Here is a 23,846-nt window from a genome sequence, read left to right on the forward strand (position 1 = left end):
CAAGGCCCGGGCAGCGCTGCAAAGCCGGCAGCCAGTAGGCCGGGCCCGGGTCACGGGACGGGCGGCGTGCTGCCGCTCCCACCGGGGCCGGCAGCCTGATCACGGCGTTCCCGGCCTCGCTGGACCGCGTTGGCCAGGAGCCGGGCCGCCACGCCGAGGAGCAGCAGGTTCAGTGTGATCTGTCCCGTGGTCAGCAGCCGGGCGGTCTCGCTGCGGGCGGTGATGTCGCCGAACCCGACGGTGCTGAACACGGTCATCGCGAAGTACAGCCCGTCGGTGCGCGACAGGGGTTCGCTGAAGCTTCCCGGCGTGGTGTGCTCCAGCAGGAAGCAGGCGGTGGCGTACAGCAGGATGAACAGCGGCACGGTGATCGCCATGCCCTCCATGGCCTTCAGCCCGGGCCACGGCGACAGCGTGATCCGGCGGATCTGCCAGGACAGCAGCACCACCACGGCCGCGATGCCACCGGTGAGCAGGAGGACGGTGGTGGCCGTGAAGGCCGAGTCCATGGGCAGCAGGTAGTAGGCGGCCACGAGGAGGGTGGCCGTCCCCAGGGAACGCACCGAGGCGAGCAGTACCTGCCGGCGGTGACCGCCCGAGTTCCCGTTCACGATTCCACCCCGACCGCAGCGCATGCCCTGCCCTCAGCGTCCCCGGTGTCAGGGGCGCCGCGCGACAGGCGCTCCAGGAGCGCACCGACTATCACCGGCACGGGCGCATGGCGCCGCAAGCCGGTGGCACAGGGGGCCAGCAAAGCCCCGCCACCGACGTGTGTACGGGTACTGTGTGCCCGTTCGCAGCCGGTCAATTGTGGATGGGTTTCGGTCAACCCGAGGTGCGGTTTTCAGCCCCATGGTCGGATGGTCCCTTCTGCGGGATCCGGCGAGTGCGAGGCGCAGCATGGCAGCGACGACCGAAGAGCCCTTCAGGGCTCTGTTGGAAGCGGCACCGGACGCGATGGTGATCGTGGACGACGCCGGGATGATCCGCCTGGTCAATGCCCAGACCGAGGCCCTGTTCGGCTACCCGCGGGAGGAACTCCTGGGGCGGCCCATCGACGTGCTGGTGCCTGAGCGGTTCCGCGGTCAGCATCCGCGCCACCGGCTCGGCTACGCGGCCAGCCGTCAGGTGCGCCCGATGGGGGCGGGGCTGGAGCTGTACGGCCTGCGCCGCGACGGGCGCGAGTTTCCCGTGGAGATCAGCCTGAGCCCGCTGGAGACCCCCGAAGGGCTGCTGATCTCGGCCGCCGTGCGGGACGTCAGCGAGCGCCGGGCAGCTGAGGAGCGCTTCCGGGCCCTGCTGGAGGCGGCCCCCGACGCGATGGTGATCGTCGATGAGAGGGGCATCATCCAGCTGGTCAACGCCCAGACAGAGGCGCTCTTCGCGTACGCGCGCGAGGACCTGCTGGGGCGGCCCGTCGAGGTGCTCGTACCCCACCGGTTCCGCGGCCACCACTCCGACTTCCGCGACGGCTACTTCGTCAACCGGCAGGTCAGGCCCATGGGGGCAGGGCTGGAGCTGTACGGGCTGTGCCGGGACGGGCGCGAGTTTCCGGTGGAGATCAGCCTGAGTCCCCTGGAAACCCCCGACGGGACGCTCGTCTCCGCGGCCATCCGCGACGTCACGGGGCGCAAAGCCGCCGAGGAGATGCTCGCCCAGCTCTACGAGCAGCAGCGCCACGTCGCTCTCACCCTTCAGCGCAGCCTCATGGGTTCACCGCCGGACGTGCCGGGGATGCCGACTGCGAGCCGCTACTTCCCGGCCCGGCAGGGCGCCGGGGTGGGCGGGGACTGGTTCGACCTGATCCCGCTGGGTGGCGGCCGGGTCGGCGTGATGATCGGCGATGTGATGGGACGCGGGCTGGACGCCGCTGCCGTCATGGGCCAACTGCGGTCCGCCTCCCACGCGCTGGCGAAGACCGGAATGCCGCCCTGGCAGCTGATGCGTGCCCTCGACGCGGTGGTGAGTGAACTCCCCGACCAGTTCGTCACCTGTTGCTACCTCGTCGTGGACGCGGACGCGGCCGAGGTAACGGTTTGTTCGGCCGGACATCTGCCGGTCCTACTGGCCGCTCCCGGCGGCGAGGTGAGCCGGTTGCCGGCCGAGGTGAGCGTGCCGCTCGGGGTCGGCGAGGTACCCCACCACGAGAGCCGGCACGCGGTCGCGCCGGGCTCGGTGCTGGCGCTCTACACGGACGGGCTGGTGGAGACACCGGGCAGCGACATCGAAGGGCAGGTCGACGGGCTCGCCGCGGCGCTGGAGAAGGGCCTCGCAACGACCGGATCCCTGGAAGCCGCTGCGGACCGGTTGCTGACGGAACTGCTCCCGGACGCCGACGACAATCCGGACGACGTCACCCTGCTCCTCGTGCGCATCCCCGAGACCCCTGCCACCGCGCGGACCCTCGTACTGGACGCCGCCTCGAGCAGCGTGGCCGAGGGCCGGCGCTTCCTGCGCGCCACTCTGGCGGCGTGGGGCAGGGACGACGAGCAGCTGCGTGAGACGGCCTGTCTGCTGGCCTCCGAGCTGCTCTCCAACGCGGTGCGCCACGGCGGCGGGCCCGTACGGCTCCGGCTGCGGCAGGCCGGTCAGGAGCTGGGTGTCGAGGTCTGTGACGCAAGCCCGGTGCTTCCGCAGGCCCGCTTCGCCGCCCCGGACGCGGAATCGGGCCGAGGTCTGCTCCTCGTCGACTCCCTCGCCAGATCCTGGGGCACGCTACCGACAGCGGAGGGCAAGGCGGTCTGGTTCTCCCTGCCGTTACCCTCCCCGCGTCGCTGACAGCCGGTCGGCCATGGCCTGGCGCAGGACTTCGGCGGGGTGACGCGAGGGGGCGGCTGCGGCTTCGCGCGGCCGCCCCCTCCCAGGGACCTCACCCGTTCCGCTTCCCCTGACCGGGCATTCGGATCCGGATGGCGTCAGTGGATCACCACGTCGCACACGGACAGGAAGAACTCGCCGGTGTTGCCGCCGTTGCCGCCGTCAGGGGTGTTCGGGCCGCCGTGACCGCCCCAGACATGCACGATCGCGGCCCGCCCGCTTCGGGACGGGAGGGTGGCGAACTCCCAAGAGGTCGAGTCCTCCTCACGCGGGGCTCCCTGGACCTCGACCAGGAACGGAACGGGCTCCAGGTCCTCCCACGAGAGTCCGCCGTGGGGGTCCCACCCCTCGCGGGTGAGGAACCAGCGGTGCGACCAGGTCTCGTCGGTGTGATAGGCCATGTAGTCGTACGAGAACGTGTGGCTTGCGGCAGAGGCGTCCATCCGGGTCGTGGGCCAGTCGCCGAGATCCGCACTGGGAGCAAGGTCGAGACCTGCGAACTCCGGGTTCCCGGTGGAGGCGACGGTGCTGCCCTCGAAGAACTTTCGGTACTCCAGATAGCGCAGGGCGTTGTTCCAGGGGTAGTCGGCCAGCATCCGGTCGGCCCCCGGCAGCACCTCCTGCCAGGTGGTGCTGGTGTTCTCGGCCCGGGCCTTCGCGCAGATCGGAGACTGGTCCTCGTCCCTGATCGCGGCGGCGGCCCGGCTGCGCGGGTGATCCATCGTGCCGTGACGCGGAGAGCGGTCCGCGCCGGACTTCGCGCCCCGGGGCTTCGGAGGGGCGGACCAGGCCACCGCGGCGGCCGCGGCGACGGTCACCTCGTTGGTGAACGGGGTGAACGAACCGTCGGCCTTGGCTCGGATCTTCACCCGGTATTCGGCGTCGGGCTCTTCACCCAGGTCCACCCAGTGGGAGTTGGACGGGGACCAGTCCCAGGCCAGCCAGTGGAGGAACACCGTCTGCCGGGCCTCACCGTTGATCCACACCTCGTAGAGGTGCGGGTAGGGGGCGTCACCTTCGTTCCAGTCCGCAGGCGGGGGCCAGGTTCCGTGGTCGGGCTGATTGTCGCCGATCTGCCACCGCAGGTGGATCCCGAAGACCTGGTGGTCGCCGTCGGATCGGTGCCTGATGTCGGCCAGGAGCCCGGAGGGTGCCTGGATGTTGGCGCTGCTGCTCATGAAGTCCTTACTCATCCGGATAGAGGATCTTGGCTTCTTGATCCTGGTGGGTTCCGGCACGGTCGTTCGGCCGCGCCGCACACGTGATCGTTTCTGCGCACCGGTCAGTGACCCGGACGGCCCAACATGTCTCCTGGTCTTCCTCAGGTGTACCGAAGGTCGCCTGCGGGGGATGCCGCGGATGGCCCCGTCACCGGGTGGACGGGGCGTCAACACGGTGCACCGTCGGGTCGGTGTTCTTCCACACCATGCGGCGTGGGCGCAGCAGGCCGTTTCACCTGGCGGAGCGGTTTTGCCAAGATCCACGGAGCGTGATGTCTTGATCACCTTCAGTTGTTCCCGGCTGGGCGGAAGGATCCACACATGCGCACGGTTCGAGAAGCGGTCCTGGATGTTCTGAGGGCCCGCGGCATGACCACGGTGTTCGGCAATCCCGGATCGACCGAACTGCCCATGCTCAAGCGGTTCCCGGAGGACTTCCGGTACGTACTCGGCCTCCAGGAGGCCGTCGTGGTCGGCATGGCCGACGGCTTCGCCCTCGCCTCCGGTACCACCGCCCTGGTGAACCTGCACACCGGCCCCGGCACCGGGAACGCCATGGGTGCCATCCTCAACGCCCGCGCCAACCGCACCCCCATGGTGGTCACCGCCGGCCAGCAGGTCCGCGCCATGCTCACCATGGAGGCCCTGCTCTCCAACCCCCAGGCGACGCTCCTCCCGCAGCCCGCCGTGAAATGGGCGTACGAGCCCCCGCGTCCCGCAGACGTGGCCCCCGCACTCGCCCGCGCCGCCCAGCTCGCCGAAACCCCGCCGCACGGGCCGGTGTTCGTCTCCCTCCCCATGGACGACTTCGACGCCGAGCTCACCGAGGCCGAGGACCGCGGCGCGCAGGCCGCGGCCGCCCGCCGCGTCACCCACGCCACCGGCCCGGCCCCGGAGACGGTGCGGCACCTCGCCGACCGCATCGCGGGAGCCCGATCGGCCGTCCTCGTCGTCGGAGACGACGTCGACGCGTCCGGTGCCTGGGACGCGGTCGTCGCACTCGCGGAACGCTCCGGCCTGCCCGTCTGGGCAGCCCCCGTCTCCGCCCGCGTGGCCTTCCCCCGCAACCACCCGCAGTTCCGGGGGGAACTCGTCCCGGCCATCGGCCCGCTCACCCAGCAGCTGTACGGCCACGACCTCGTCGTGGTCATCGGCGCGCCCGTCTTCCGCTACTACCCCTACATCCCGGGCTCCCACCTGCCCGATGGCGCCGAGCTGATCCTGCTGACCCGGGACGCGGAAGAGGCCGCCAGGGCCCCCGTCGGTGACGCGGTCGTCGCCGATCTCGCGCTGTCCGCCCGGGCCCTCACCGACCGGCTCACCGACCGGCTCGCCGGCCTGCTCCCGCCCGGCGGACCGGCCTCCCGGCCCCACGAGCGGGTATGGACCCCCGAGGGACCCGACGGCGTGCTGACCCCCCTCGCCGCCATGACCGCCATCGCTCAGGGCGCCCCCGACCACACCCTCTGGGTCAACGAGTCGCCCTCCAACGTCCCGCAGTTCCACGAGGCCACCCGGATCAGCACCCCCGGCTCGTACCTCTTCTCCGCCGGCGGCGGCCTCGGATTCGGCGCGGCGGCCGCCGTCGGAGCACAGCTCGGCGCCCCCGACCGGCCCGTCGTCGCGGTCATCGGCGACGGTTCGATCCACTACGCCGTCCAGGCCCTGTGGACCGCCGCCACCTACAAGGTTCCCGTCACCTTCGTGGTCCTCAGCAACGCCCGCTACGCGATCCTCCAGTGGTTCGCGCAGATCGAGCACGCGCAGGGCGCCCCCGGCCTCGACATCCCGGGCCTGGACATCACCGCGATCGCCACCGGCTACGGCGTCCGCGCGCACACCGCCCACGGCGCCGGTGAACTCACCAAACTCGTACGGGACTCGGCGGCCCAGCAGGACGGCCCGGTGCTCATCGACGTGCCGATCACCACCGAGCTCCCCTCCCTCTGAGCACAGCCGTTCCCACCGTCAGCGCCAACGCCGTGGCCGGCACCGGCACGACCGCCGCCACGAGCACGCTCGCGAGCACTGTCCCGACCTCCAGAAGGCCCGCCATGCCCACCGCCCCCACCGTCCCCACCGTCCCCATTCCTTCCGCCCCCAGCAGCCCCTCCACCGACTCCGCCGTGCTCCTCGACCGGCTCCGCGCCGGGCTCCCCGCCGACGCCCTGCGCACCGACCCCGAGGCGCTCGCCGCCCACACCCGCGACGCGGCGCCCTTCTCCGAAGCGGGCACCCCCGCGGTCGTCGCCCTCCCGTACGACGCCGATCAGGTCGCGCACGTCCTGCGCACCGCGTACGAACTCGGCGTCCCGGTCGTCCCGCAGGGCGCCCGCACGGGACTCGCCGGCGCCGCGAACGCCATCGACGGCTGCGTGGTCCTGTCCACCACCCGGATGGACCGGATCATCGAGATCGACCCGGCCAACCGGCTCGTGCGCTGTGAGCCCGGAGTCGTCACCAAGCACCTGAACGACGCAGTGGCCGAGCACGGCCTGACCTACCCGCCGGACCCCGCCTCCTGGGAGCGCTGCACCATCGGCGGCAACATCGCCACCGGCGCGGGCGGCATCTGCTGCGTGAAGTACGGGGTCACGGCCGACTACGTGCTCGGGCTGGACCTCGTACTGCCCGACGGCCGGCGCACGCGTACCGGACGCGACACCGCCAAAGGCGTCGCGGGCTACGACCTGACGCGGCTGATCGTCGGCTCGGAAGGCACCCTCGCGGTCGTCGTCGGCGCCACGCTCGCGCTGCGGCCCGCCCGCCCGCCCGCGCTCGCTCTGCTCGCACAGTTCCCCAGCCTCACCGCTGCGGGGCACGCCGTCGCGGCGATCACCGCGGCCGGCCACATCCCCTCCGCGCTCGAACTCCTCGACCGGGCCACGTCCCGGGCCGTCGCCGAATACGGACACGCGCTGCTGCGACCCGGCAGCGCCGCCACCCTCATCGTGGAGAGCGATACGACCGCCCCCGCGGGCGACCTCCTCGCGATGGAGCTCCTCTGCAAGGAGGCCGGAGCCGAGAACGTCCACACCGCCTCCACCCCCGAGGAGTCCCGGCACATCATCGAGGCCAGGCGGCTGGTCACCCCGGCCCTCGGCGCCTTCGCCGCCACCCTCGGCGGCAAACCCACCGGGTTCATCGAGGACGTGGCCGTACCCCGCTCCGAACTCCCCGAGTTCATCGGCACGATCGAGGAGATCGCCCGCCGCAACCGGCTGCGGATCTTCACCCTCGGTCACGCCGGGGACGGCAACCTCCACCCGACCGTCGTCTTCGACGAGTCGGATCCGGAGGAGTTCCGCCGCGCCCAGGTCGCGTACGACGAGATCATGGCCGCCGGGCTCGCCCTCGGCGGCACCAGCACCGGAGAACACGGCATCGGCACCCTCAAGCGCGACTGGCTCACCCGCGAACTCGACCCGGTGAGCCTGGAGTTGCAGCGCGGACTCAAGCGGCTCTTCGATCCGAGGAACCTGCTGAACCCCGGGAAGGTCGTCGAGGCATGACCGGGACCGAGAACCGGATCGACACGGCGAACGGGAGCGGGCGCCCGGCGGACATCCCGACCGTCTCCGCGACCCCCACGGCCCCCACGGCCCCCGCGCCCTCCACCGCCCGCCGGGCCCGCGCGGGCATGGCCGAGACCGCCCGATTCGTCGCCACCCACACCCTGCCCGTCTTCGTTCGAGGTGTCGTCAGCGCCCGGTTCAAGGTCGTGTCGGCGTTCGCCGCCATAGACCAGTACGGCTGGTCCGCGGCCACCCTGCGCGCCATGCGCGAGCGGCACGGCGGCGCCCCCGTCACCGTGCGCGGGCTCTCCGGACAGATGCTGGTGCTGTTCGACCCGGAGGACATCCGGCAGTTCTTCGAGGAGCCCGTACGCACCCTCGCCATGGACGCCGAGGACAAGCTCAAGGGGCTGAGCGGCGTCGAGCCCACCGGCGTCATCTGCTCCCACGGCGACCTCCGCGAGGACCGGCGGAAGGTCAACGACGAGGCCCTCGCATGGGGGAGCCCCGTCCACCCCGACTGCGCGCAGTACCAGGCCGTCGTCGAGGAGGAGAGCCGGCCGCTCACCGACCACACCGTCCTCGACTTCGGGGGAGTGCGCCGCTGCCTCGCCCGGATCTCCCGCCGGGTGGTCCTCGGTGACCGGGCCGCGGACGACGAGGAGCTGGCCGGCTGGCTTCGCACCCTGCGCGACGAGGGCAACTGGATGGGCCTGCGCAAGAACCGGGCCGAGGCCAACCGGGCGCTGTACGCGAGGGCGGAGGAGCGGGTCGCCCAGTACGCCTCCGATGCACCCGCGCACACCCTCGCCGCGCGGGCCCTGCGGCTCCCCGCCCCCGAGGGCACCGACCCGCTCGGCCAGGTCCACCACTGGCTGATGGCCATCGACGTCTGCGCCCCCGTCGTCGCCCGCACCCTGCTGCTGCTCGCCGCCCACCCGGCCGAACAGGACGCCGCCCACGCCGACATCGCGACCGGCGGACCCGAACTGCCCCGGCTGCGGGCCTGCGTACAGGAGTCGTTGCGGCTCTATCCGATCGTCCCCGACCTGGTACGGGTCACCCGCGCCGAAACCGAATGGGGCGGCGTGCGGCATCCGGCCGGAACCTCCGTCCTGGTCCCCATCGGATTCCACCAGCGCGACCCCGCCCGGGTACCGGCCGCCGACCTCTTCGTACCCGGCCGCTGGTTCGAGGCGGACGCCGACCGGGACCTCCGCATGGCCCCCTTCAGCCACGGGGCCGGGCGCTGCCCCGGCGACCAGCTCGGCCTGTTGCTCACCTCGGCCGTCTGCGCGCAGGTGCTGCGCGGTCACCGGATCACCGGGGCCCGCCCCGCCGTCGACCCGCACCGCCCGCTGCCCGGAACGCTGGACACCGCCGCGATCCGGCTGCGGACGGCCCCCCGTCGAGACCCGGAATGAGTCCCCCCGTGCCCGAAACAGCCACCGACCACCCGACCGCATCCGCCGCCCACACCGAACCGGACGTGGCCGGCCTGCACCAGCTCTGCCGCGACCTGGCCGAGGCCGCCGACGCCGTGCGCGAGGCCTCCCGGCACGCCTCCGAACTGGCCCTCGGCACCCGGCTGCCGCTGGCCGCCCTGGGCGCCTCCGGCCGCGCCCGTACCGCGCTGCGCACCCTGCTCCGTACGCTCAGGGACCCGAAGGGCCTGGGCTGGGCCGCGGACGGCCGCGGGGTCGCCCGCGCCGGTTGGCTCGCGGGAGTCCTCACCAGCCGGGAGAGCCTTGCGGTCAGCCTCGCCGTCACCGGTCTCAAGGCCCGCATCCGGGCGGCCGCCGTCGCCCATCCCGAGCTCCTCAGCGACCCCGACACCGCACACGTGCTCAGGGCCGTCGAGCAGGACCGGCAGCGCGAGGCGGTCCGTACCTTCAAGCGGATCATCGGCAGCCAGGGCGCCGAACGCGCCTTCGCGCTGCTCGCGCCGTCCTTCGCCGACATCCTGGCGTGGAACGCGCTGACCGACGAGAACCCCTTCAACGACGAGGCCGGCTGGGAGATCGCCACCGGCCGCACCCTGACCGCCGCCGAACCGGTCATGGGCGTCAGCAGCCGGGTCTGGGCCTTCCTGGACCGGGGGCCCGGCCGCGCCGAGCCCAAGCCCCCCGAGCCGGCTCTGCTGGAGCGCCTCGACACCTCCGGCACCATCGGCGGGTACCTCCGCAACATCGGGACGGTCGGCACCGGCGGCACCCTGCTCGTCCAGCGCGTGTCGGGCCCCGACCAGGTGACGCGGTACGTGGTCCAGCTCGCCGGAATGGCCGCCGACGGGGTGCGCAACGAGAGCCCGCAGGACCTGCTCGGCGCGGTCCACGCGGTGGCCAGGCCCAGCACCCCCTACTCCAGGGCCACCGCACGCGCCCTGCGGATGGTGGTTCCCACGGGCACCGAGATCGCGCTGATCGGCCACAGCCTGGGCGGGATCACCGCGATGAACCTGGCCGCGGACCGGGAGTTCTGCGCGCTGTACCGGGTCACGCACGTCGTCGCCATCGGCTCGCCCATCGACGGGAAGCGGCCCGCGGACCCGGTCACCCGGGTCTGCTCGCTGATCAACGAGCACGATGTCGTGCCGAGCCTGGAGGGGCGCTCCTCGGTCTCCCCGTACGCCCTGCCCGCGCAGTTCACCGAATTCACCTGGACCGACGACACGCACGCCTTCCCGCTGTGCCACGCGGCCGAACGCTACGAGCACAACCTCCGGTTCGACGTGCCGGAGGCGAGCGCCCATGTCGACGCGGAACTCAACCGCTTCCGCGGCCGGGTCACCGACACCCGGCTCTTCCAGCTCTACGACCGCTGAGGACCGCACGATGACCGACGCCACCGATACGACCGACACGACGGCCAGGGCCGAGACGGCGGAGACCGCCGCGCGCCCGGCGACCCTGCCCGCGCAGGCCGAACGTCCCGCCCCCGCCCCCTACGGCCCGCCCGGACTCCTGGAGCGCCTCGGCTCGGCCGCCTTCGACCGGATCAACCGTTCGCGCGACTGGTGGGAACTCCCCGGCCCGGTCGCCATGCTGAACCTCCGGGTGCTCCGCGACGACCTGCGCCGCAAGAACCTGTACGACACCTACGGCGCGGGCGGCGAACGCCCCCGCCGGGCCACGCGCGTCCTCGCGCCCTACCGCTCGTACGACGGCTCCGGCTACGACCCGGACGACATCGACATGGGCAGGGCCGGAACCCGGCTCGACCGCAACGCCCCGCTGCACATGGTCTTCCCGGACTCCGACGAAGACCTCATGACGCCGAGCCCCCGCGAGATCAGCAGGCAACTGCTCGCCCGCTCGGGAGGCTTCACCCCCGCCCCCACCCTCAACCTGCTGGCCGCCGCGTGGATCCAGTTCCAGAACCACGGCTGGGCCAACCACGGGGACAACGAGGAGGCCGAGCCCTTCACCGTCCCGCTCGCCGCCGACGACGACTGGGCGGGCGGCGCCTGCCCGATGCGGGTGAACCGCACCCGCCCCGACCCGGTCGCCCACACCACCGCGGACGCGCCGCCGACGTACGAGAACACCGTTACGCACTGGTGGGACGGCTCGCAGATCTACGGCTCGGACGAAACCCGCTGCCGGTCCCTGCGCACCGCCGAGCACGGACACCTCATCGTCCGGGACGGCCGGCTGCCCTCCGACCCCCGCCCCGACCTGGCCTGCCTCGACGCCACCGGGATGAACAGCGACTACTGGACCGGCCTCTCGCTGCTCCACACGCTCTTCGCGAAGGAACACAACGCGATCTGCGACCGGATCCGCTCCCACCACCCCACCTGGGACGACGAGCGGCTCTTCCACACGGCGCGGCTCGTCAACACCGCCCTGATGGCGAAGATCCACACGGTGGAGTGGACCCCGGGCGTCCTCGACACCCCCGTGCTGAAGCGCGCGATGGACGCCAACTGGTACGGCGTGCTGCCCCGTTGGGTCTCCAGGCGGTTCGGCCGGATCGGCAGCGGCGAGATGCTCAGCGGCATCCTCGGCTCGCCGGCCGACCACCATGCGGCGCCGTACTCGATGACGGAGGAGTTCGTCTCCGCCTACCGGCTGCACCCGCTCATCCCCGACGAGGTCACGGTGCGTGACCACACCCGGGGGTCCGTCCGCGAGGTCATCGGCTTCGACGACATGCAGGGCGCGACCACCCGCAGCGCCATCGACGCGTACGGGATGAGCGACCTGTTCTACACCTTCGGCACCGAGCACCCCGGCGCCCTCGTCCTGCACAACCACCCCGACGCGCTGCGCGACCTCGCCCGGCTCTCCGGCGAGCGCATCGACCTCGGGACCGTCGACATCCTGCGTGACCGCGAGCGGGGCATCCCGCGCTACAACGCCTACCGGCAGATGCTGCGCAAGCGCCCGGTCGCCTCCTTCGAGGAGCTCACCGGAGGGCACCCGGGGGACACCTCGCTGCTCAGGGACCTGTACGACGGGAGGCTCGACCGGGTCGACACCCTGGTCGGGAACCTCGCGGAGCCCCGCCCCGCCGGGTTCGGCTTCAGCGACTCCCTCTTCCGGATCTTCATCCTGATGGCCAGCCGGCGGCTGAAGAGCGACCGCTTCTTCACCACCGACTACCGGCCCGAGGTCTACACGGAGCAGGGCCTGGAGTGGGTCGACCGCAACTCCATGGTCACCGTACTGCTGCGCCACCACCCCGAACTCGCCCCGGCCCTGGCCGGGGTCACCAACGCCTTCGCCCCCTGGAGGTCCCTGTGACCACGATCCCGGCCGCCCGGTCCGAACACCGCCACGCCCCCGCGGCCGGCCTGCGCGCCCACTCCAATGCCCTGCGCGCCCACGCGGACCGCCTGCGCGCCTCGGCCGAGGCCCTCACCTGGCAGGGTCCGGAAGCGGAAGCCTTCCGCCGCCACGTCGAAACCCTGGCCGCCCGCTGCACGACGGCGGCGGACGGCCTGGCCCTCTCGGCGACCCACCTGGATGCGTACGAGCGCCCTCGCTGACAGGAGCGTCCCTCATCCGTGTCAGCGTGGCCCCACCCAGCCGTGCCGGACGGCGTAACCGCCGAGCTGCATCCGGGTGCGGACTCCGGCCATGTCCGTGAGGTGGCGCAGGCGTCGGTGCAGCGTCCGTGGTGACAGGCCGAGTTGTGCCGCGGCCGTCTGGTCGGTCAGGCCGGCCAGGAGGAGCGCGAGGATCCTCCGGTCGAGGTCGGTCGGGCCCGTCGCGCCGAGCTCGACGGTGGGTTCGGCCTCCCCGCCGGTGCCCGAGAGTTCGAGCGGGTGGGCGGTCCGCCACACCGTCTCGAACAGCGCGTCCAGTGCGTCCAGCAGGCCGCTGCGGTGCAGCAGCACGGCGCCGGGCTGTCCGTCCGGCGTGACCGTGAGCGGGACGAGGCCGAGGTCGGCGTCGGCCAGCACGAGTTTCATCGGCAGCTCGTCGGCGACACGCAGCTGCACGCCCCTGCGCAGTGATTCGATCGCATCATCGATGATGCCCGGCTCCGCCAGCACGGCCCGGTCCAGTACCGCCCGGAAGTGAACACCGCGGCCGATGGCGACGGGTTCTGCCGTGTTCTCGTCGGGCGACAGAGCGACGAACGGAGCGGTGATGAAGCTTCGGACCTGCGTGCGGGCCGCCTGCTGCACCTGGAGGAAGCGGTGGCGGATGGCGTCGACACCCGTGACGACCTCGATCAGATCACTGATGCTGTCGCCGGTCATCGCCGCCCGGTGTTCCTCGGCGAAGGCCACCAGCGCATGCTCGGCCATCCGCAACCCGTCCCGGCGCTGGCTGATGAGCGCGCCGAGCGCCATGGCCGGCGGCGCCGCGGTGAACCGCTCGTCCGCAGACCGGGTCGCCAGTCCCCACTCGACGAGGCGGGACAACGCCTTGTCGGCGTGGGCCTGAGGCAGGACGAGCAGGTCCGCGAGCAGAGTGGCGGTGGAGTTCGGCCGTCCGAGCAGCGCCCGGTAGACGTGCTCGTCATCGGGATCGAGGCCCAGAACATCCAGCATCGGCGATCGACTCTCCTCCGCTTGCCGCAGCGGGGAGAGTATGCGCCATGGCGGCAGACCTTGAATAGTCCCTGCTGGGAGTGGGAGTGGGGGTGAGGGGAAGGGTCCCGGGGAGTCGCCTCCCCGGGACCCCATGGTGCGGTTCATCGCAGGCCGTACGCCCGGATGATCTCGTTCTTGACGCCGAAGCCTCTGTCCGTCGCGGCGCTCGCGCGCAGAGAGACGAAGCCGCCGGGCCGCTCGGCCGTCGTGAACGAACCCGTCCAGGAGCCGCCGGCGCCCTTGGCCAGGGTCACCTTCTGCCAGGTGGCGCCGTCGTCGTGCGAGACGTCCAGCGTCACCGTGGACACGGTGCCGGGCACGGTGCCGCGGTCCATGGACACCGGCTTGAGGGCGATCTGCTGCTTCGTACCGGCCTTGAGGTCGCCGTGCAGGTCCGACTCCAGCGCGTAGTCCAGGTTCAGCACCGAGAACGACTCGAAGGAGTCCGAGTCGACGGTGTCGGACATGAAGGTCCACTCGGTGTGGGTGCGCGTCGACAGCCGGAAGACGTCACCGGGCCGCTCCGCGTCGAGGACGGCGCGGTAAGGCAGGTTGCCCGCCGGTACCTCCACCCATTGCATGTCGCCGCTGACCGGGTTGTCGTGGATCAGCGTGCTGCCCTGGAACATCTGCAGGTGGGACGGTGTCTCACCCCACGGCAGGTAGCCGCCCAGCCGCATGGTGTCGCTGGCGGAGGCCCACGCCTGGACGTTCCAGGTCATGTGGTTCTGCCAGCGGGAGTTGTACACGCCGAAGGACTCGCTCTGGCCGGGCCGGGTCGCCGGAGCGAACCAGTCGAGCCGGGTGTTGCCGCCCTTGGCGTAGGTGTTGTCGCCCGACACCATCGACCACGGCAGGGCTCCGTCGACGCCCTGTGTGTGGAACTCCCTCCAGACCTGGCCCGGAGTCACCCACTCGGTGCGGGTGCCCGGGTGCCACTCGCGCTCGGGCATGTTGAAGGACGGGCTGAGGGTGAAGTCGGAACGGTAGCCTTCCGCTTGCCGCCCGCCTGCCGCCGCGTAGTAGCGGGCGTCGATCCGGGCGAGGTCACTCTTGCCCGGCTTGTAGACCAGGGCCCGGTCCGGCACCCGGCCGGGGTAGTCCCGGGTCAGGTCGTAGACGAACGGCGTGTACTCGGTCTGCTTGACGGTCAGTTTGCCGTGGCCGCTCCTGGCCATCGAGACAAGGGCCTTGCCCGCGTCGCGGTGCACGGAGGCGACCGGGATGGCCGACTCTCCGACGTACTCCATCAAAGCCCCGACGCCGTCGTTGACCACGATCAGCGCCTTCGCGCCGGCCGCAGCGGCGGCCTCGGCGCGCTCCTGCGGCGCGACCTCGTCGCTGCGGTCGACGACGGCCACCCTGCCCCTGGCCTGGACCTTCTCGTACGCGGCCGCCGCGCCGTTGCCCGCGTGGACGACGTCCAGCCTGTCCGTGGCGGTGCCCAGGGCGCTGCCCGCCTGCACGAGCGCGTCGAGCCGGAACCGACCGCCCGGCGCGCTCAGACCGAGCAGCGGCTCACCCTTGCGCCAACGGGTGATCAGCATGAACTCGCCCTGCTTCATCGCCTCCGTCGGCGCGATGTAGACGTCGTCGTACGCCGGCGGCAGCACGTACGCGCTGCGGTAGTCCAGGTACGGGTCGAGGCCCTTGTAGCGGACGTTGAAGTCGACCTTGCGCTGACGGTCCTCGGTACGCTCCGGCGCCTCGGTCTGCAGCAGGCGTGCCCTGCTCGCGTCCAGCACCACCTCGGCGGAGCCGCCCCTGAGCACCGTCTCCGGGTCGACGAGCACGGCCAGCCCCGAGCGGTCCGCCTTCTCGCCGGCCACATCGAGGTATCCCGCGACGGTGTACGTGCCCGGTGCCATGCGCATGGTGGTCGATCCGTCGACGTAGACCGTCCACGGCCAGACGTCGCCCGCGAGGTTGACTCCGACCCAGCCGGCGGCCGGCTTGCCGTCCCTCCCCACCAGCTTGATGTTCAGGTCGTAGCGCTCCTCCTCCTTGAGGAGCGCCAGGGAGGTACGGGTCACCGGCCGCCCGGTGGCCGCGTCCGTGGCGCTCACATAGCCGACGTGCCTGCCTGCCGGGGCGGCCCCCGAGTCACCGGTCACCGGGACGGCGGCGGTGCCGCCCGCCGGGACGGTCACCTTGGTGGCTCCCAGCGTGAACGGCCCGCCGCCGGTCAGCGCCAGGTTCAGCGTGACGTCGCCGGCACCGGTGTTGGTGAAGGTCAGGGCCTTCGTGACGGCGGCGTCACTCGGCTCGTGCGGCCAGGTGTAGTTGCCGAAGAAGAGCGATCCGGTGCCGCGGACCGTGGTGTGCACGGCAGCGGCCACGTCGAGACGGCCGGTACCGACCTCGTACGGCGAGTACCCGCCGTCCAGGCCCTTCGCGGTGCTCATCAGGTGTTCCTTGAGCTGCGCGCCGGTCCAGTCCGGGTGCTGCTGGGCCAGGATCGCCGCCGCGCCGACCACGTGCGGGGTGGCCATCGAAGTGCCGCTGATGGTCCGGTAGGCACCTTCGCCGCCGCCGGTCATCCGAGACGAGCGGGCCGCGGTGATGTCCACGCCGGGCGCCGCGATGTCCGGCTTCATGCCGCCGGACTGGGTCAGCGGGCCGGTGCTGGAGAAACTCGCGAGCCGGTCCTGCTTGTCCGTGGCGGCCACGGTCAGCGCCGAGGCGGCCGCGCCCGGGGCGGAGATGCTCTCCGGTCCCGAGTTGCCGGCGGCTATCACGAACAGCGTGCCGTACTGCGCGGAGAGCGCGTCGACCGTCTGCGACATCGGGTCGCTGCCGTCCGTCGGGTACGAGTCGCCGAGACTCATGTTGACGACGTCCGCACCGGACTCGGCGGCCCACTGCATGCCGGCCATGATCCAGGAGTCCTGGCCGTAGCCCTCCGCGCCGCCGAGCACCTTGCCGACGTACAGGTCGGCGCCGGGGGCGACGCCCTTGTTGTCGCCTCCGGAGGCGGCGCCGGACCCGACGATCGTGCCGGCCACGTGCGTGCCGTGCCCGTTGACGTCGGTGACGCCCTCACCGGGTACGAAGCTGGCGGTACCGTCGATCAGGCCGGCGAAGTCGGGGTGGTCGACGTCGATGCCGGTGTCGAGCACCGCGACCTTGACGCCCTTGCCCGTGTAGCCCGCCGCCCAGGCCGTGGGGGCGCCGATCAACGGCACGCTCTCCTTGAGGTCGGCCTTCACCCGGCCGTCGAGCCACAGCTTCGCCACACCGGCGCCCAACGTCGCACTGCCCTGCGGCGCGACGGAACTCCAGAAGGTACGGGCCTGCCCCTTCTCCGTGCTGAGGACGGCACCGCCGATGTCCTTGAGGTTGCGGGTCAGCCGGCTGCCCCGGGGGGCCGTCGGCTCGACGGCAGCGCCGGACCTCGTCCGGGCGTACGTCGCGATCAGCGGGACCGAGGCCGACTTCGCGTCGTCGTAGCCCATCTCGATCAGGCCGGAGACGTTGAACAGCCGCCGGTCCAGCCTGTCCGTGCCCAGCAGCGGCACGGCCTCGTCCGGGACGACGAACAGGTCTCCCTTGATCTGCTGGATCTTCACGCCGCCGACGGCGCTGTCCGGCCGGTCGACCTCGGCGGTCTGCTTGCCGTCGGCCATCGTGGTGACCGTGACGACGTCGCCGGTGACCAGGGTGACCTTGTGGGTCGCCGAAGGCCTGGCGGGAGCGGGGGGTTTGCTCGGAGCGGCCAGTGCGGGGGCTTGCAGAACCGCGAGCCCCGACACCAGCAGAGGCACCGCGGCAGCGGCCGCGATCAGCTGCCGGCGCCTGCGCCGGAAGGCGGAGGACTGAGAGGAGGAGGACATGCCATGGGTCTATCGACCGAGCAGCGCCGGCGTGAAGGCCACAGGGTGGCAAGTCCCCGCCGTGGCAAGCATTTGCCAGTCGTGAACCGCGCGAATCCAGGCACGATCCGGACACTTCCCGCCGGCCTCCGCCACCCGGTCGCCACCCGGTCGCCACCCTGTCCTCCGCCGCCGACGCGATTCAGCGCCAGGCGGGATGCCCCTCGCTGGCGGCGCCGGAGGTGAGCGGGCGCTCGCCGGTCTTGTCCGCGCGCACGGCCCAGATCACGGGCTTCTCGTACGGGCCGCGGACGAAGGCCACCCAGGTGCCGTCGGCGGACCAGGCGGGGTCCATCTCATGGGCGCCGGTGGCGACCAGTTCGCGATCGTCACTGCCGTCGGCGTCCACGAGGCGGATGTCGCCCTGAGTGCCCGTGCCGTATGTCCCCGCCGTGTACGCGAAGGTGGTGCCGTCGGGTGACCACACCGGGTCGACTGCCGGATGGGGCAGCCGGGTCACCTGTTGTGGGGCCCGGTTCGGGTCGGCGGGGTCGACCACGTGGATCTGCCAGTTCTCGGGTCCCGTCTGCAGGCAGACCGCGATGCTCTTGCCGTCCGGCGACCACGCGGGATCCTCGACCCGGCCCCCGCCCGAGGTGAGCTGGCGGGCCGCGCCGTCGGCGACGCCGACCACGAACAGCTGCTGTACGCCGTCCTTCGTGCGCAGCACGGCCAGCCGGCTGCCGTCCGGAGACCAGGACACCCTGCCGCCGGCGACGGAGGTGATCCGCCGCGCGTTCGAACCATCGGCGTTGGCGGTCCAGACGGCCGTGCCCTCGGAGGTGCTGCGGGTGAACGCGAACGACCTGCGGTCGGGGGACCACTGGGGCAGGGTGTCGCATGCGCCTGCGCCCCCGGCGATGAGCTGCACGGGCTTCTCCGTGGCGGCGTCCCGGCGGGCGATGACGCCGTTGCACGTCCCGGGCCAGCCCGGGGCGGTGTCCTGCCGGATCAGCAGGGGATCGGCCGGGAACGGGGCAGGGGCAGGGGCGGGGGCGGGGGCGGATCCGGTGGGCGTGGCGGCGCGGGGCTTGGAACTGTCCTTGGCCGAGTCCTTCCAGGGCTGCCACACGAACAGGCCGACGGCTGCGAGTGACGTCACGAGCAACGCCGCCACCACCGCGCGGCGACGCCGGGGCTTCCCCGAAACCGCCTGCGGCACCTGCGCGGGGGTGGGGGAGAGCCGCGCCGCGGGCCCCGTCACGGTGCGCGACTGTCCCGTACGGGGCTCCGCGACGGCGGGCGGGGCGGTGTCCGGGACCGGGAGTTCCTGCGCGGTGTCCGACGGGCTGTCCGGCGTGGTGGGACGCACCGCCGGTTCCGGGGGCGGGAGCAGCTGCGTCGCCGCCTCCGGCAGCCAGGAGCCACCGTCCGGGTGGCGGACGGTGAGGGTACCGAGGAAGGCGGCCGGGGTGGGCCGTGCCGCCGGGTCCTTGGACAGGCAGGCGCCGATGGCTGCGCGGAGTTCGCCGGGCACCGCGGTCAGGTCCGGCTCCTCGTAGACCACCTTGTAGTGCCTGGCCGCGGACGGGCCGTCGCCGAAGGGGGCGCCGCCCGCCGCCTGCGTGAGCACCACCCCCAGAGCGAACATGTCGACCGCGGGGGTGAGCACGCCACCGCCGGTGAGCTGCTCGGGTGCCAGGAATCCCGGCGTGCCGACCTGCAGGCCGGTCTGTGTCAGGGACGTTCCGTCCAGGGCGCGCGCGATGCCGAAATCGATGACACGCGGCCCGTCCTCCGCGACGATGATGTTCGCGGGCTTGAGATCGCGGTGGATGACCCCCGCTCGGTGGATCGCCTCAAGTGCCTCGGCCAGGCCGGCGGCCAGCACGGTGAGCGTGTCCAGGGGCAGCGATCCGACGCGCGCCAGTACCGCTTGCAGGGTGGGACCGGGCACGAAGGCCGTCACCAGCCAGGCCGGCTCCCCGTCCGGGTCGGCGTCGACCACCGGCGCGGTGTGGAAGCCGCCGACCCGCCGCGCGGCCGCGACCTCGTCGGCGAACCTGCGCCTGAACCCGGGCTCGGTGCTCAGCTCGGGACGTACGACCTTGACGGCGACCGCACGGCCGGACCGGGAGCGGCCCAGGTAGACCACGCCCATGCCCCCCTGGCCGAGCCGTCCCACCAGCCGGTAGCGGCCCTCGCCGAGCGAGGTGGGATCACCCGTTTCGAGCGGCTTCATACGTCCCCCGTTTCACACCTTGCGCGATGAACAGCCTCTCCCTATCTGTCGTGCCGACCACCAGTCAAGCGAGGCCCTTGCGGAGACCCGACAAGGGTGCCTCTGACAACCTGTCCCCTGGCCGGCGGGCCGGGCTGGGCGGGGCCGGGCGGGCCGGCGGGGCGAAGGAACCCGGGGCAGGCGATGGTGTGTGACCCTGCCCAGCGGATGACTTTGATGCCGGAGCGGGCTCCGCCCAGTACGAACTGGATGGCGCTGTGCATGTGGGCGTACATCTCCATGCCCCGGGAGGAGACGATCGGTCGATCTGTCGGGTCAGGTGTTCAGGAGGCGGTTGAAGAACGATCGGTAATGCTGCAGCGCCAGCCGCAGTTCTTCGGTCGCTACCTGCTCGCCCTGGCCCCACTGCTCCTCCAACCCCTGCTTGTGGGCGGAGAAGGTACGGGCGAGGCTCTGCATCACTTCCGCGACGAGGGCGTCCGCCGACCTGACCGCGTCCTGCGGGTCGTCGACGAACCGGCCCTGTATCTCGCTCCATCGCTTGTGGTATTCCGCGGTGTCCTCGGCGCCCAGCAGCGGTTCGTCGGCGCCCGCCTGTGCCGGGCCGGTCCCCGCTTCGCGATCCGCCGGGAGTTCGTCCCCGCCTTCGCGGGTCCCGCCCTCCCCGGCGGCCGCGTCCCTGGTGGCCTCCCCCGGGTACACGGGTGGCGTCCGGCCGCCGGCGGCCGCTTCGCCGGATTCGGTCTTCGTGCCGGTGTCCGTACCGTCGCCCGCAGCCGGCGCCGGATGGGCTATGTCCTCCGTCGTGATGCCGGCGTCGCCGGCTCGCTCGTCACTGGTCGCGTGGTTCCGCATGTCACCGGCTCCTTTGGTCACTCAGCAGGTCGTCGAACAGGGCGCGGTAGTGCACCATCGCCCCTCGGAGTTCCTCGGTGGTCGTCTTCTGATCAGTGCTGCGCACCTTGACGTCGTGGGCAGCCCGGTAGTGCTCCAGGGTCCGGCCGTGTTCGACCGAGAGATCACGCAGCCGACCGCGGTAGTCGTCCGTGGGGTAGCCTCGCTCGCGCATCAGGCGCGAGACCAGTTCGTCAGCCTCCTCCACGGAGCCTTCCGGCCGGTCCACGAAATGTTCCTGAACGCTGCTCCATTCAACGGCGTACTGGTCTCGCCGTTCGGCAGGGAGCTCCTTGATCTCAAGCTTGTCGTGGCGTTCCTCGCGGGCTCGCAGCTCGCGTTCGGCGGCCATGCGGCCGCCCTCCGCCTCGACCGTGCGGTTGTATTCGGGGCCGAACTTGTTCTGGAGACGACGGCGGCGGGCCGCCATCCACAAGCCCACCGCGAGCGCGATCACGACGACCGCGGCGATGGCGACGATGGCTATGAGCGTGCCGGTTGACATGGTTGGCCTCCAACCTGGAGCCTCACTGGGCGGCACTCACGCGGCTACCCCGGTCCCTGGGGACAATCCCTACCCGGGCCCTCCCTCGAAGACGTCGAGCGCCGCCACGAAGGGTGACGGGTCCCGGTTTCATCTCCTCGGTCAGCTCGTACGTGCTCAGTCGGGAGGTTCCGGCACCGTCGGCCGTTCGGTGGTGGAAGGCTGCTCCGGGGCCGGCTCGGCCGGGGGCGGCTTGTCTTCGGGACCGGCGGGGTGCGGGTCGCGGGGGACCGGATCCGGGCCTTCCGGAGTGGGCCCGGGGCCCTCGGGTTCCGGTTCGGTGGATCGATCCATGTGTGGCTCACCTCGTGGTACGGATCGTTGTCGTACGCTGCGCCTACCCAGCAGGTCATCGCTCAAGCGGTGTGGTCCGGCGGACTGCGCCTGTCCGCGAACGGACTGGTGTCGATGTGTGCCAGCAGGTCGGCGGGGTGCTGGTAGACGGCGCGCGCCCCGGCCTCTTCGAGGTCACGCCGCGGAATACCGCCGCAGAGGACCCCCACGCACGCGACGTGGGCCCGGGAGCCCGCTTCCATGTCCCACACGGTGTCGCCGACGAACACGGAGTCACGGGCGGCGGCGTCGGCGAGGCCGAGGGCGTGGTGCACCGGTTCCGGCGCGGGCTTGCCCTCGCTCACGTCCTCGGAGCTCGCCGTCGCGGTGATGGCGTCGTCGGCGCCGAGGGCCCGTCTGAGCGCGTCGAGCTCGGTGTCCTTCGCGGAGGTCACGAGTACGACCCGCCAGTCCCGGCGGTCCAGCTCGCGCAGCAGATCCGCCGCCGCGTCCAACGGGGGCAGCCGGTCGAAGTACGTGCCGTAGAGGGTGCTGTGCGCGGCGCTGAGCGTGTCGTCCTCGCTCGTATCCCGACCCTCGCCCAGCACATACGCAAGGAGGTCCTCGCCGGGCAGCCCGATGGCGCGGTGGATGTCGTGCATCGCCACGTCGTGGCCCGCCTGCCGCAAGGCCTCCCACCAGCAGACCACATGGAGGTGATTGGTATCGGCGAGGGTGCCGTCGACATCGAACAACGCGGCGCGGTTCATGTCCGCCTCCCGCAGGGCTCAGCGACCGAGCTGGTGCCTGATCCCGGTCTCGTTCACGGAGAAGACCGTTGTCACAGTTCCCTCAGGGCCGGCAGCAGCTTTGTCCCGGACCAGTCCAGGAAGGGCTCCTGCTGGTCGCCTCCGATCTGGATCAGGGCGACCTCGGTGAATCCTGCGTCGGCGTAAGGGCGTACCGCATCGACGAAGGCGTCCACGTCGTCGCCGCAGGGGATGGCATCCGCGACGTCCTCGGGTCTGGTGTGCTCCGAGGCCTGGGCGAAGCCCGCGGGGCCGGGGAGTTCCGCGTTGACCTTCCAGCCGCCGAGCGCCCAGCGGAACTGCTCGTGCGCCCGGGCCACCGCCGCGTCGCGGTCGGGACCGTAGGAGACGGGGAGCTGGGCCACGCGCGGTTTGCCGGCGCCTCCGTACGCGCCGAACGCGGTCAGCAGCTCCTGCTTCGGCTCGGTGGCGATGAGCAGGTCGCAGCAGCGGCCCGCGATCTCGCAGGAGCGGTCTCCGGAGACGGCGATCCCGATCGGGGGCGGATCGTCGGGGAGGTCCCACAGCCTGGCGTTGTCGACGTCGAAGTGGCTGCCGTGGTGGCTGACGTACCCGCCGGCGAACAGAGAGCGGATGATCCCCACGGCTTCCTCGAGCATGTCCAGGCGGACGTGGGCTGCGGGCCAGCCCGCGCCGACGATGTGCTCGTTGAGGTTCTCTCCCGAGCCCAGCCCCAGCCGGAAGCGCCCCTGGGACAGGAGCTGCATCGTGGCCGCCTTCTGGGCGATCACGGCAGGGTGGTACCGGAACGTCGGGCAGGTCACGTACGTCATGAGCGGGATCCGGGAGGTGGCCTGCGCGGCGGCTCCCAGGACGCTCCACGCGTAGGGCGCGTGCCCTTGGGCCTCCAGCCAGGGGGAGGAGTGGTCGGAGATGACGGAGAAGTCGAACCCAGTCCGCTCCGCCGCCACCACGTGGTCGACCAGTTCCCGCGGGCCGGCCTGCTCGGTCATCATCGTGTACCCGATTCGCGCCATACCGGGCGGCTTACCACTTCGGCCCGGTTGAAACGTGCCCCGCCCTCAGGCCGGGTGGCCGGGATCGAGGTCGCGCAGCTCCCGGTACCGGAGCAGCGGGGGCAGCGGGCCCTCGATCGGCGGGCACACCGCTACGGGAGCCAGGAGAAAGCCCACATGGTCGCCGCCCTCGATACGCCCTTCGATCCGGCCGGTGAACCAGACGGGCAGCTGTTCGAGGACCGGACTGCCTGCTTCTCCGGGCCGCCAGGCGACCCGCGCGAACTTGTCCACCCGGTCGCCCGTCTCCCCTCCGAAGAGATCCGCCAGCTCCCGGTCGTCACGGCGGAGCAGGTGCACGGTGAGGCACTCGGCCTCACGCGCGATGCGGTAGGTGCGGTTGGCGATCGACAGCCAGACGGTGAACCTCGGCGGGTCGATGGAGCACTGCGAGGCGAAACCCACCAGGCAGCCGTCCCGCTCGCCGCCGGTCGCGGCCGTGACCACGTACACCGGGCCGTCGAGCACGTCGGTGAAGGGGTCCAGCTCCGTCACGGCGCCTCCTCGTGTTCCGATGTGGTCCAGTGGCGGCTACCCCGGGCGGTGATCCGCAACCCCCCGGCGCTGGGGGGGGGCGGGGGGGGTGGGGGGGGGGGGGGGGGGGGGGGGGGGGGGGGGGGGGGGGGGGGAGGCG

At 72.0% G+C, this 23,846-nt stretch carries 17 protein-coding genes; 7 read left to right on the top strand and 10 right to left on the bottom strand.

All coding sequences use genetic code 11. The features are described 5' to 3' along the window. Nucleotides 1–50: 50 nt before the first annotated feature. A complete protein-coding gene (locus tag ACZ4YL_RS33355) occupies nucleotides 51–611 on the bottom strand; it encodes a potassium channel family protein (RefSeq protein ID WP_468121541.1) in 561 nt (186 codons plus the stop codon). Between the two features lie 289 nt (nucleotides 612–900). Between ACZ4YL_RS33355 and ACZ4YL_RS33360 the strand changes: the two genes are divergently transcribed. Beyond that, the gene (locus tag ACZ4YL_RS33360) at nucleotides 901–2,778 is read left to right on the top strand and encodes a PAS domain S-box protein (protein WP_468121542.1); all 1,878 of its coding nucleotides are present in this window, start codon (nucleotides 901–903) and stop codon (nucleotides 2,776–2,778) included. A gap of 137 nt (nucleotides 2,779–2,915) precedes the next feature. On the opposite strand, the gene ACZ4YL_RS33365 is transcribed toward ACZ4YL_RS33360, so the two are convergent. After that, complete coding sequence (locus ACZ4YL_RS33365) at nucleotides 2,916–4,010, bottom strand: lytic polysaccharide monooxygenase auxiliary activity family 9 protein (RefSeq protein ID WP_468121543.1); 1,095 nt, start codon at nucleotides 4,008–4,010, stop codon at nucleotides 2,916–2,918. Between the two features lie 348 nt (nucleotides 4,011–4,358). Between ACZ4YL_RS33365 and mdlC the strand changes: the two genes are divergently transcribed. The 6 genes from mdlC to ACZ4YL_RS33395 all read left to right on the top strand — a co-directional run bounded on the left by mdlC (nucleotide 4,359) and on the right by ACZ4YL_RS33395 (nucleotide 12,545). Then, nucleotides 4,359–5,987: a benzoylformate decarboxylase gene (mdlC, locus tag ACZ4YL_RS33370; RefSeq protein WP_468121544.1), complete on the top strand. Its 1,629-nt coding sequence runs from the start codon at nucleotides 4,359–4,361 to the stop codon at nucleotides 5,985–5,987. Nucleotides 5,988–6,091: 104 nt separating this feature from the next. Beyond that, nucleotides 6,092–7,549: an FAD-binding oxidoreductase gene (locus tag ACZ4YL_RS33375; RefSeq protein ID WP_468121545.1), complete on the top strand. Its 1,458-nt coding sequence runs from the start codon at nucleotides 6,092–6,094 to the stop codon at nucleotides 7,547–7,549. After that, nucleotides 7,546–8,976: a cytochrome P450 gene (locus tag ACZ4YL_RS33380; RefSeq protein ID WP_468121546.1), complete on the top strand. Its 1,431-nt coding sequence runs from the start codon at nucleotides 7,546–7,548 to the stop codon at nucleotides 8,974–8,976. The genes ACZ4YL_RS33375 and ACZ4YL_RS33380 overlap by 4 nt, the downstream gene beginning before the upstream one ends. An 8-nt stretch (nucleotides 8,977–8,984) precedes the next feature. Next, the gene (locus ACZ4YL_RS33385) at nucleotides 8,985–10,376 is read left to right on the top strand and encodes an alpha/beta hydrolase family protein (protein ID WP_468121547.1); all 1,392 of its coding nucleotides are present in this window, start codon (nucleotides 8,985–8,987) and stop codon (nucleotides 10,374–10,376) included. Nucleotides 10,377–10,386: 10 nt separating this feature from the next. Next, nucleotides 10,387–12,300 carry a peroxidase family protein gene (locus ACZ4YL_RS33390; protein WP_468121548.1) on the top strand — a complete coding sequence of 638 codons (1,914 nt, stop codon included), beginning with the start codon at nucleotides 10,387–10,389 and terminating at the stop codon, nucleotides 12,298–12,300. Further along, complete coding sequence (locus tag ACZ4YL_RS33395; protein WP_468121549.1) at nucleotides 12,297–12,545, top strand: hypothetical protein; 249 nt, start codon at nucleotides 12,297–12,299, stop codon at nucleotides 12,543–12,545. Before ACZ4YL_RS33390 ends, ACZ4YL_RS33395 begins: the two co-directional genes overlap by 4 nt. Before the next feature lie 21 nt (nucleotides 12,546–12,566). On the opposite strand, the gene ACZ4YL_RS33400 is transcribed toward ACZ4YL_RS33395, so the two are convergent. The 8 genes from ACZ4YL_RS33400 to ACZ4YL_RS33435 all read right to left on the bottom strand — a co-directional run bounded on the left by ACZ4YL_RS33400 (nucleotide 12,567) and on the right by ACZ4YL_RS33435 (nucleotide 23,707). After that, the gene (locus ACZ4YL_RS33400) at nucleotides 12,567–13,559 is read right to left on the bottom strand and encodes a helix-turn-helix domain-containing protein (protein WP_468121550.1); all 993 of its coding nucleotides are present in this window, start codon (nucleotides 13,557–13,559) and stop codon (nucleotides 12,567–12,569) included. Nucleotides 13,560–13,702: 143 nt separating this feature from the next. Then, nucleotides 13,703–17,434 (bottom strand): S8 family peptidase, encoded by a 3,732-nt coding sequence (locus tag ACZ4YL_RS33405; RefSeq protein WP_468121551.1) that lies wholly within the window; start codon nucleotides 17,432–17,434, stop codon nucleotides 13,703–13,705. A gap of 181 nt (nucleotides 17,435–17,615) precedes the next feature. After that, a complete protein-coding gene (locus ACZ4YL_RS33410; RefSeq protein WP_468121552.1) occupies nucleotides 17,616–19,655 on the bottom strand; it encodes a protein kinase domain-containing protein in 2,040 nt (679 codons plus the stop codon). Nucleotides 19,656–19,970: 315 nt separating this feature from the next. Next, nucleotides 19,971–20,510 carry a hypothetical protein gene (locus ACZ4YL_RS33415; protein ID WP_468121553.1) on the bottom strand — a complete coding sequence of 180 codons (540 nt, stop codon included), beginning with the start codon at nucleotides 20,508–20,510 and terminating at the stop codon, nucleotides 19,971–19,973. A 1-nt stretch (nucleotide 20,511) separates the two neighbouring features. Beyond that, nucleotides 20,512–21,054 (bottom strand): hypothetical protein, encoded by a 543-nt coding sequence (locus ACZ4YL_RS33420; protein ID WP_468121554.1) that lies wholly within the window; start codon nucleotides 21,052–21,054, stop codon nucleotides 20,512–20,514. Between the two features lie 395 nt (nucleotides 21,055–21,449). Then, the gene (locus ACZ4YL_RS33425; protein WP_468121555.1) at nucleotides 21,450–22,136 is read right to left on the bottom strand and encodes an HAD family hydrolase; all 687 of its coding nucleotides are present in this window, start codon (nucleotides 22,134–22,136) and stop codon (nucleotides 21,450–21,452) included. A gap of 71 nt (nucleotides 22,137–22,207) precedes the next feature. Next, nucleotides 22,208–23,173 (bottom strand): LLM class F420-dependent oxidoreductase, encoded by a 966-nt coding sequence (locus tag ACZ4YL_RS33430; protein WP_468121556.1) that lies wholly within the window; start codon nucleotides 23,171–23,173, stop codon nucleotides 22,208–22,210. A 45-nt stretch (nucleotides 23,174–23,218) separates the two neighbouring features. Further along, nucleotides 23,219–23,707: a flavin reductase family protein gene (locus ACZ4YL_RS33435; RefSeq protein WP_468121557.1), complete on the bottom strand. Its 489-nt coding sequence runs from the start codon at nucleotides 23,705–23,707 to the stop codon at nucleotides 23,219–23,221. Nucleotides 23,708–23,846 lie beyond the last annotated feature (139 nt).

The organism is Streptomyces sp. NPDC030021 (genome assembly GCF_055574035.1).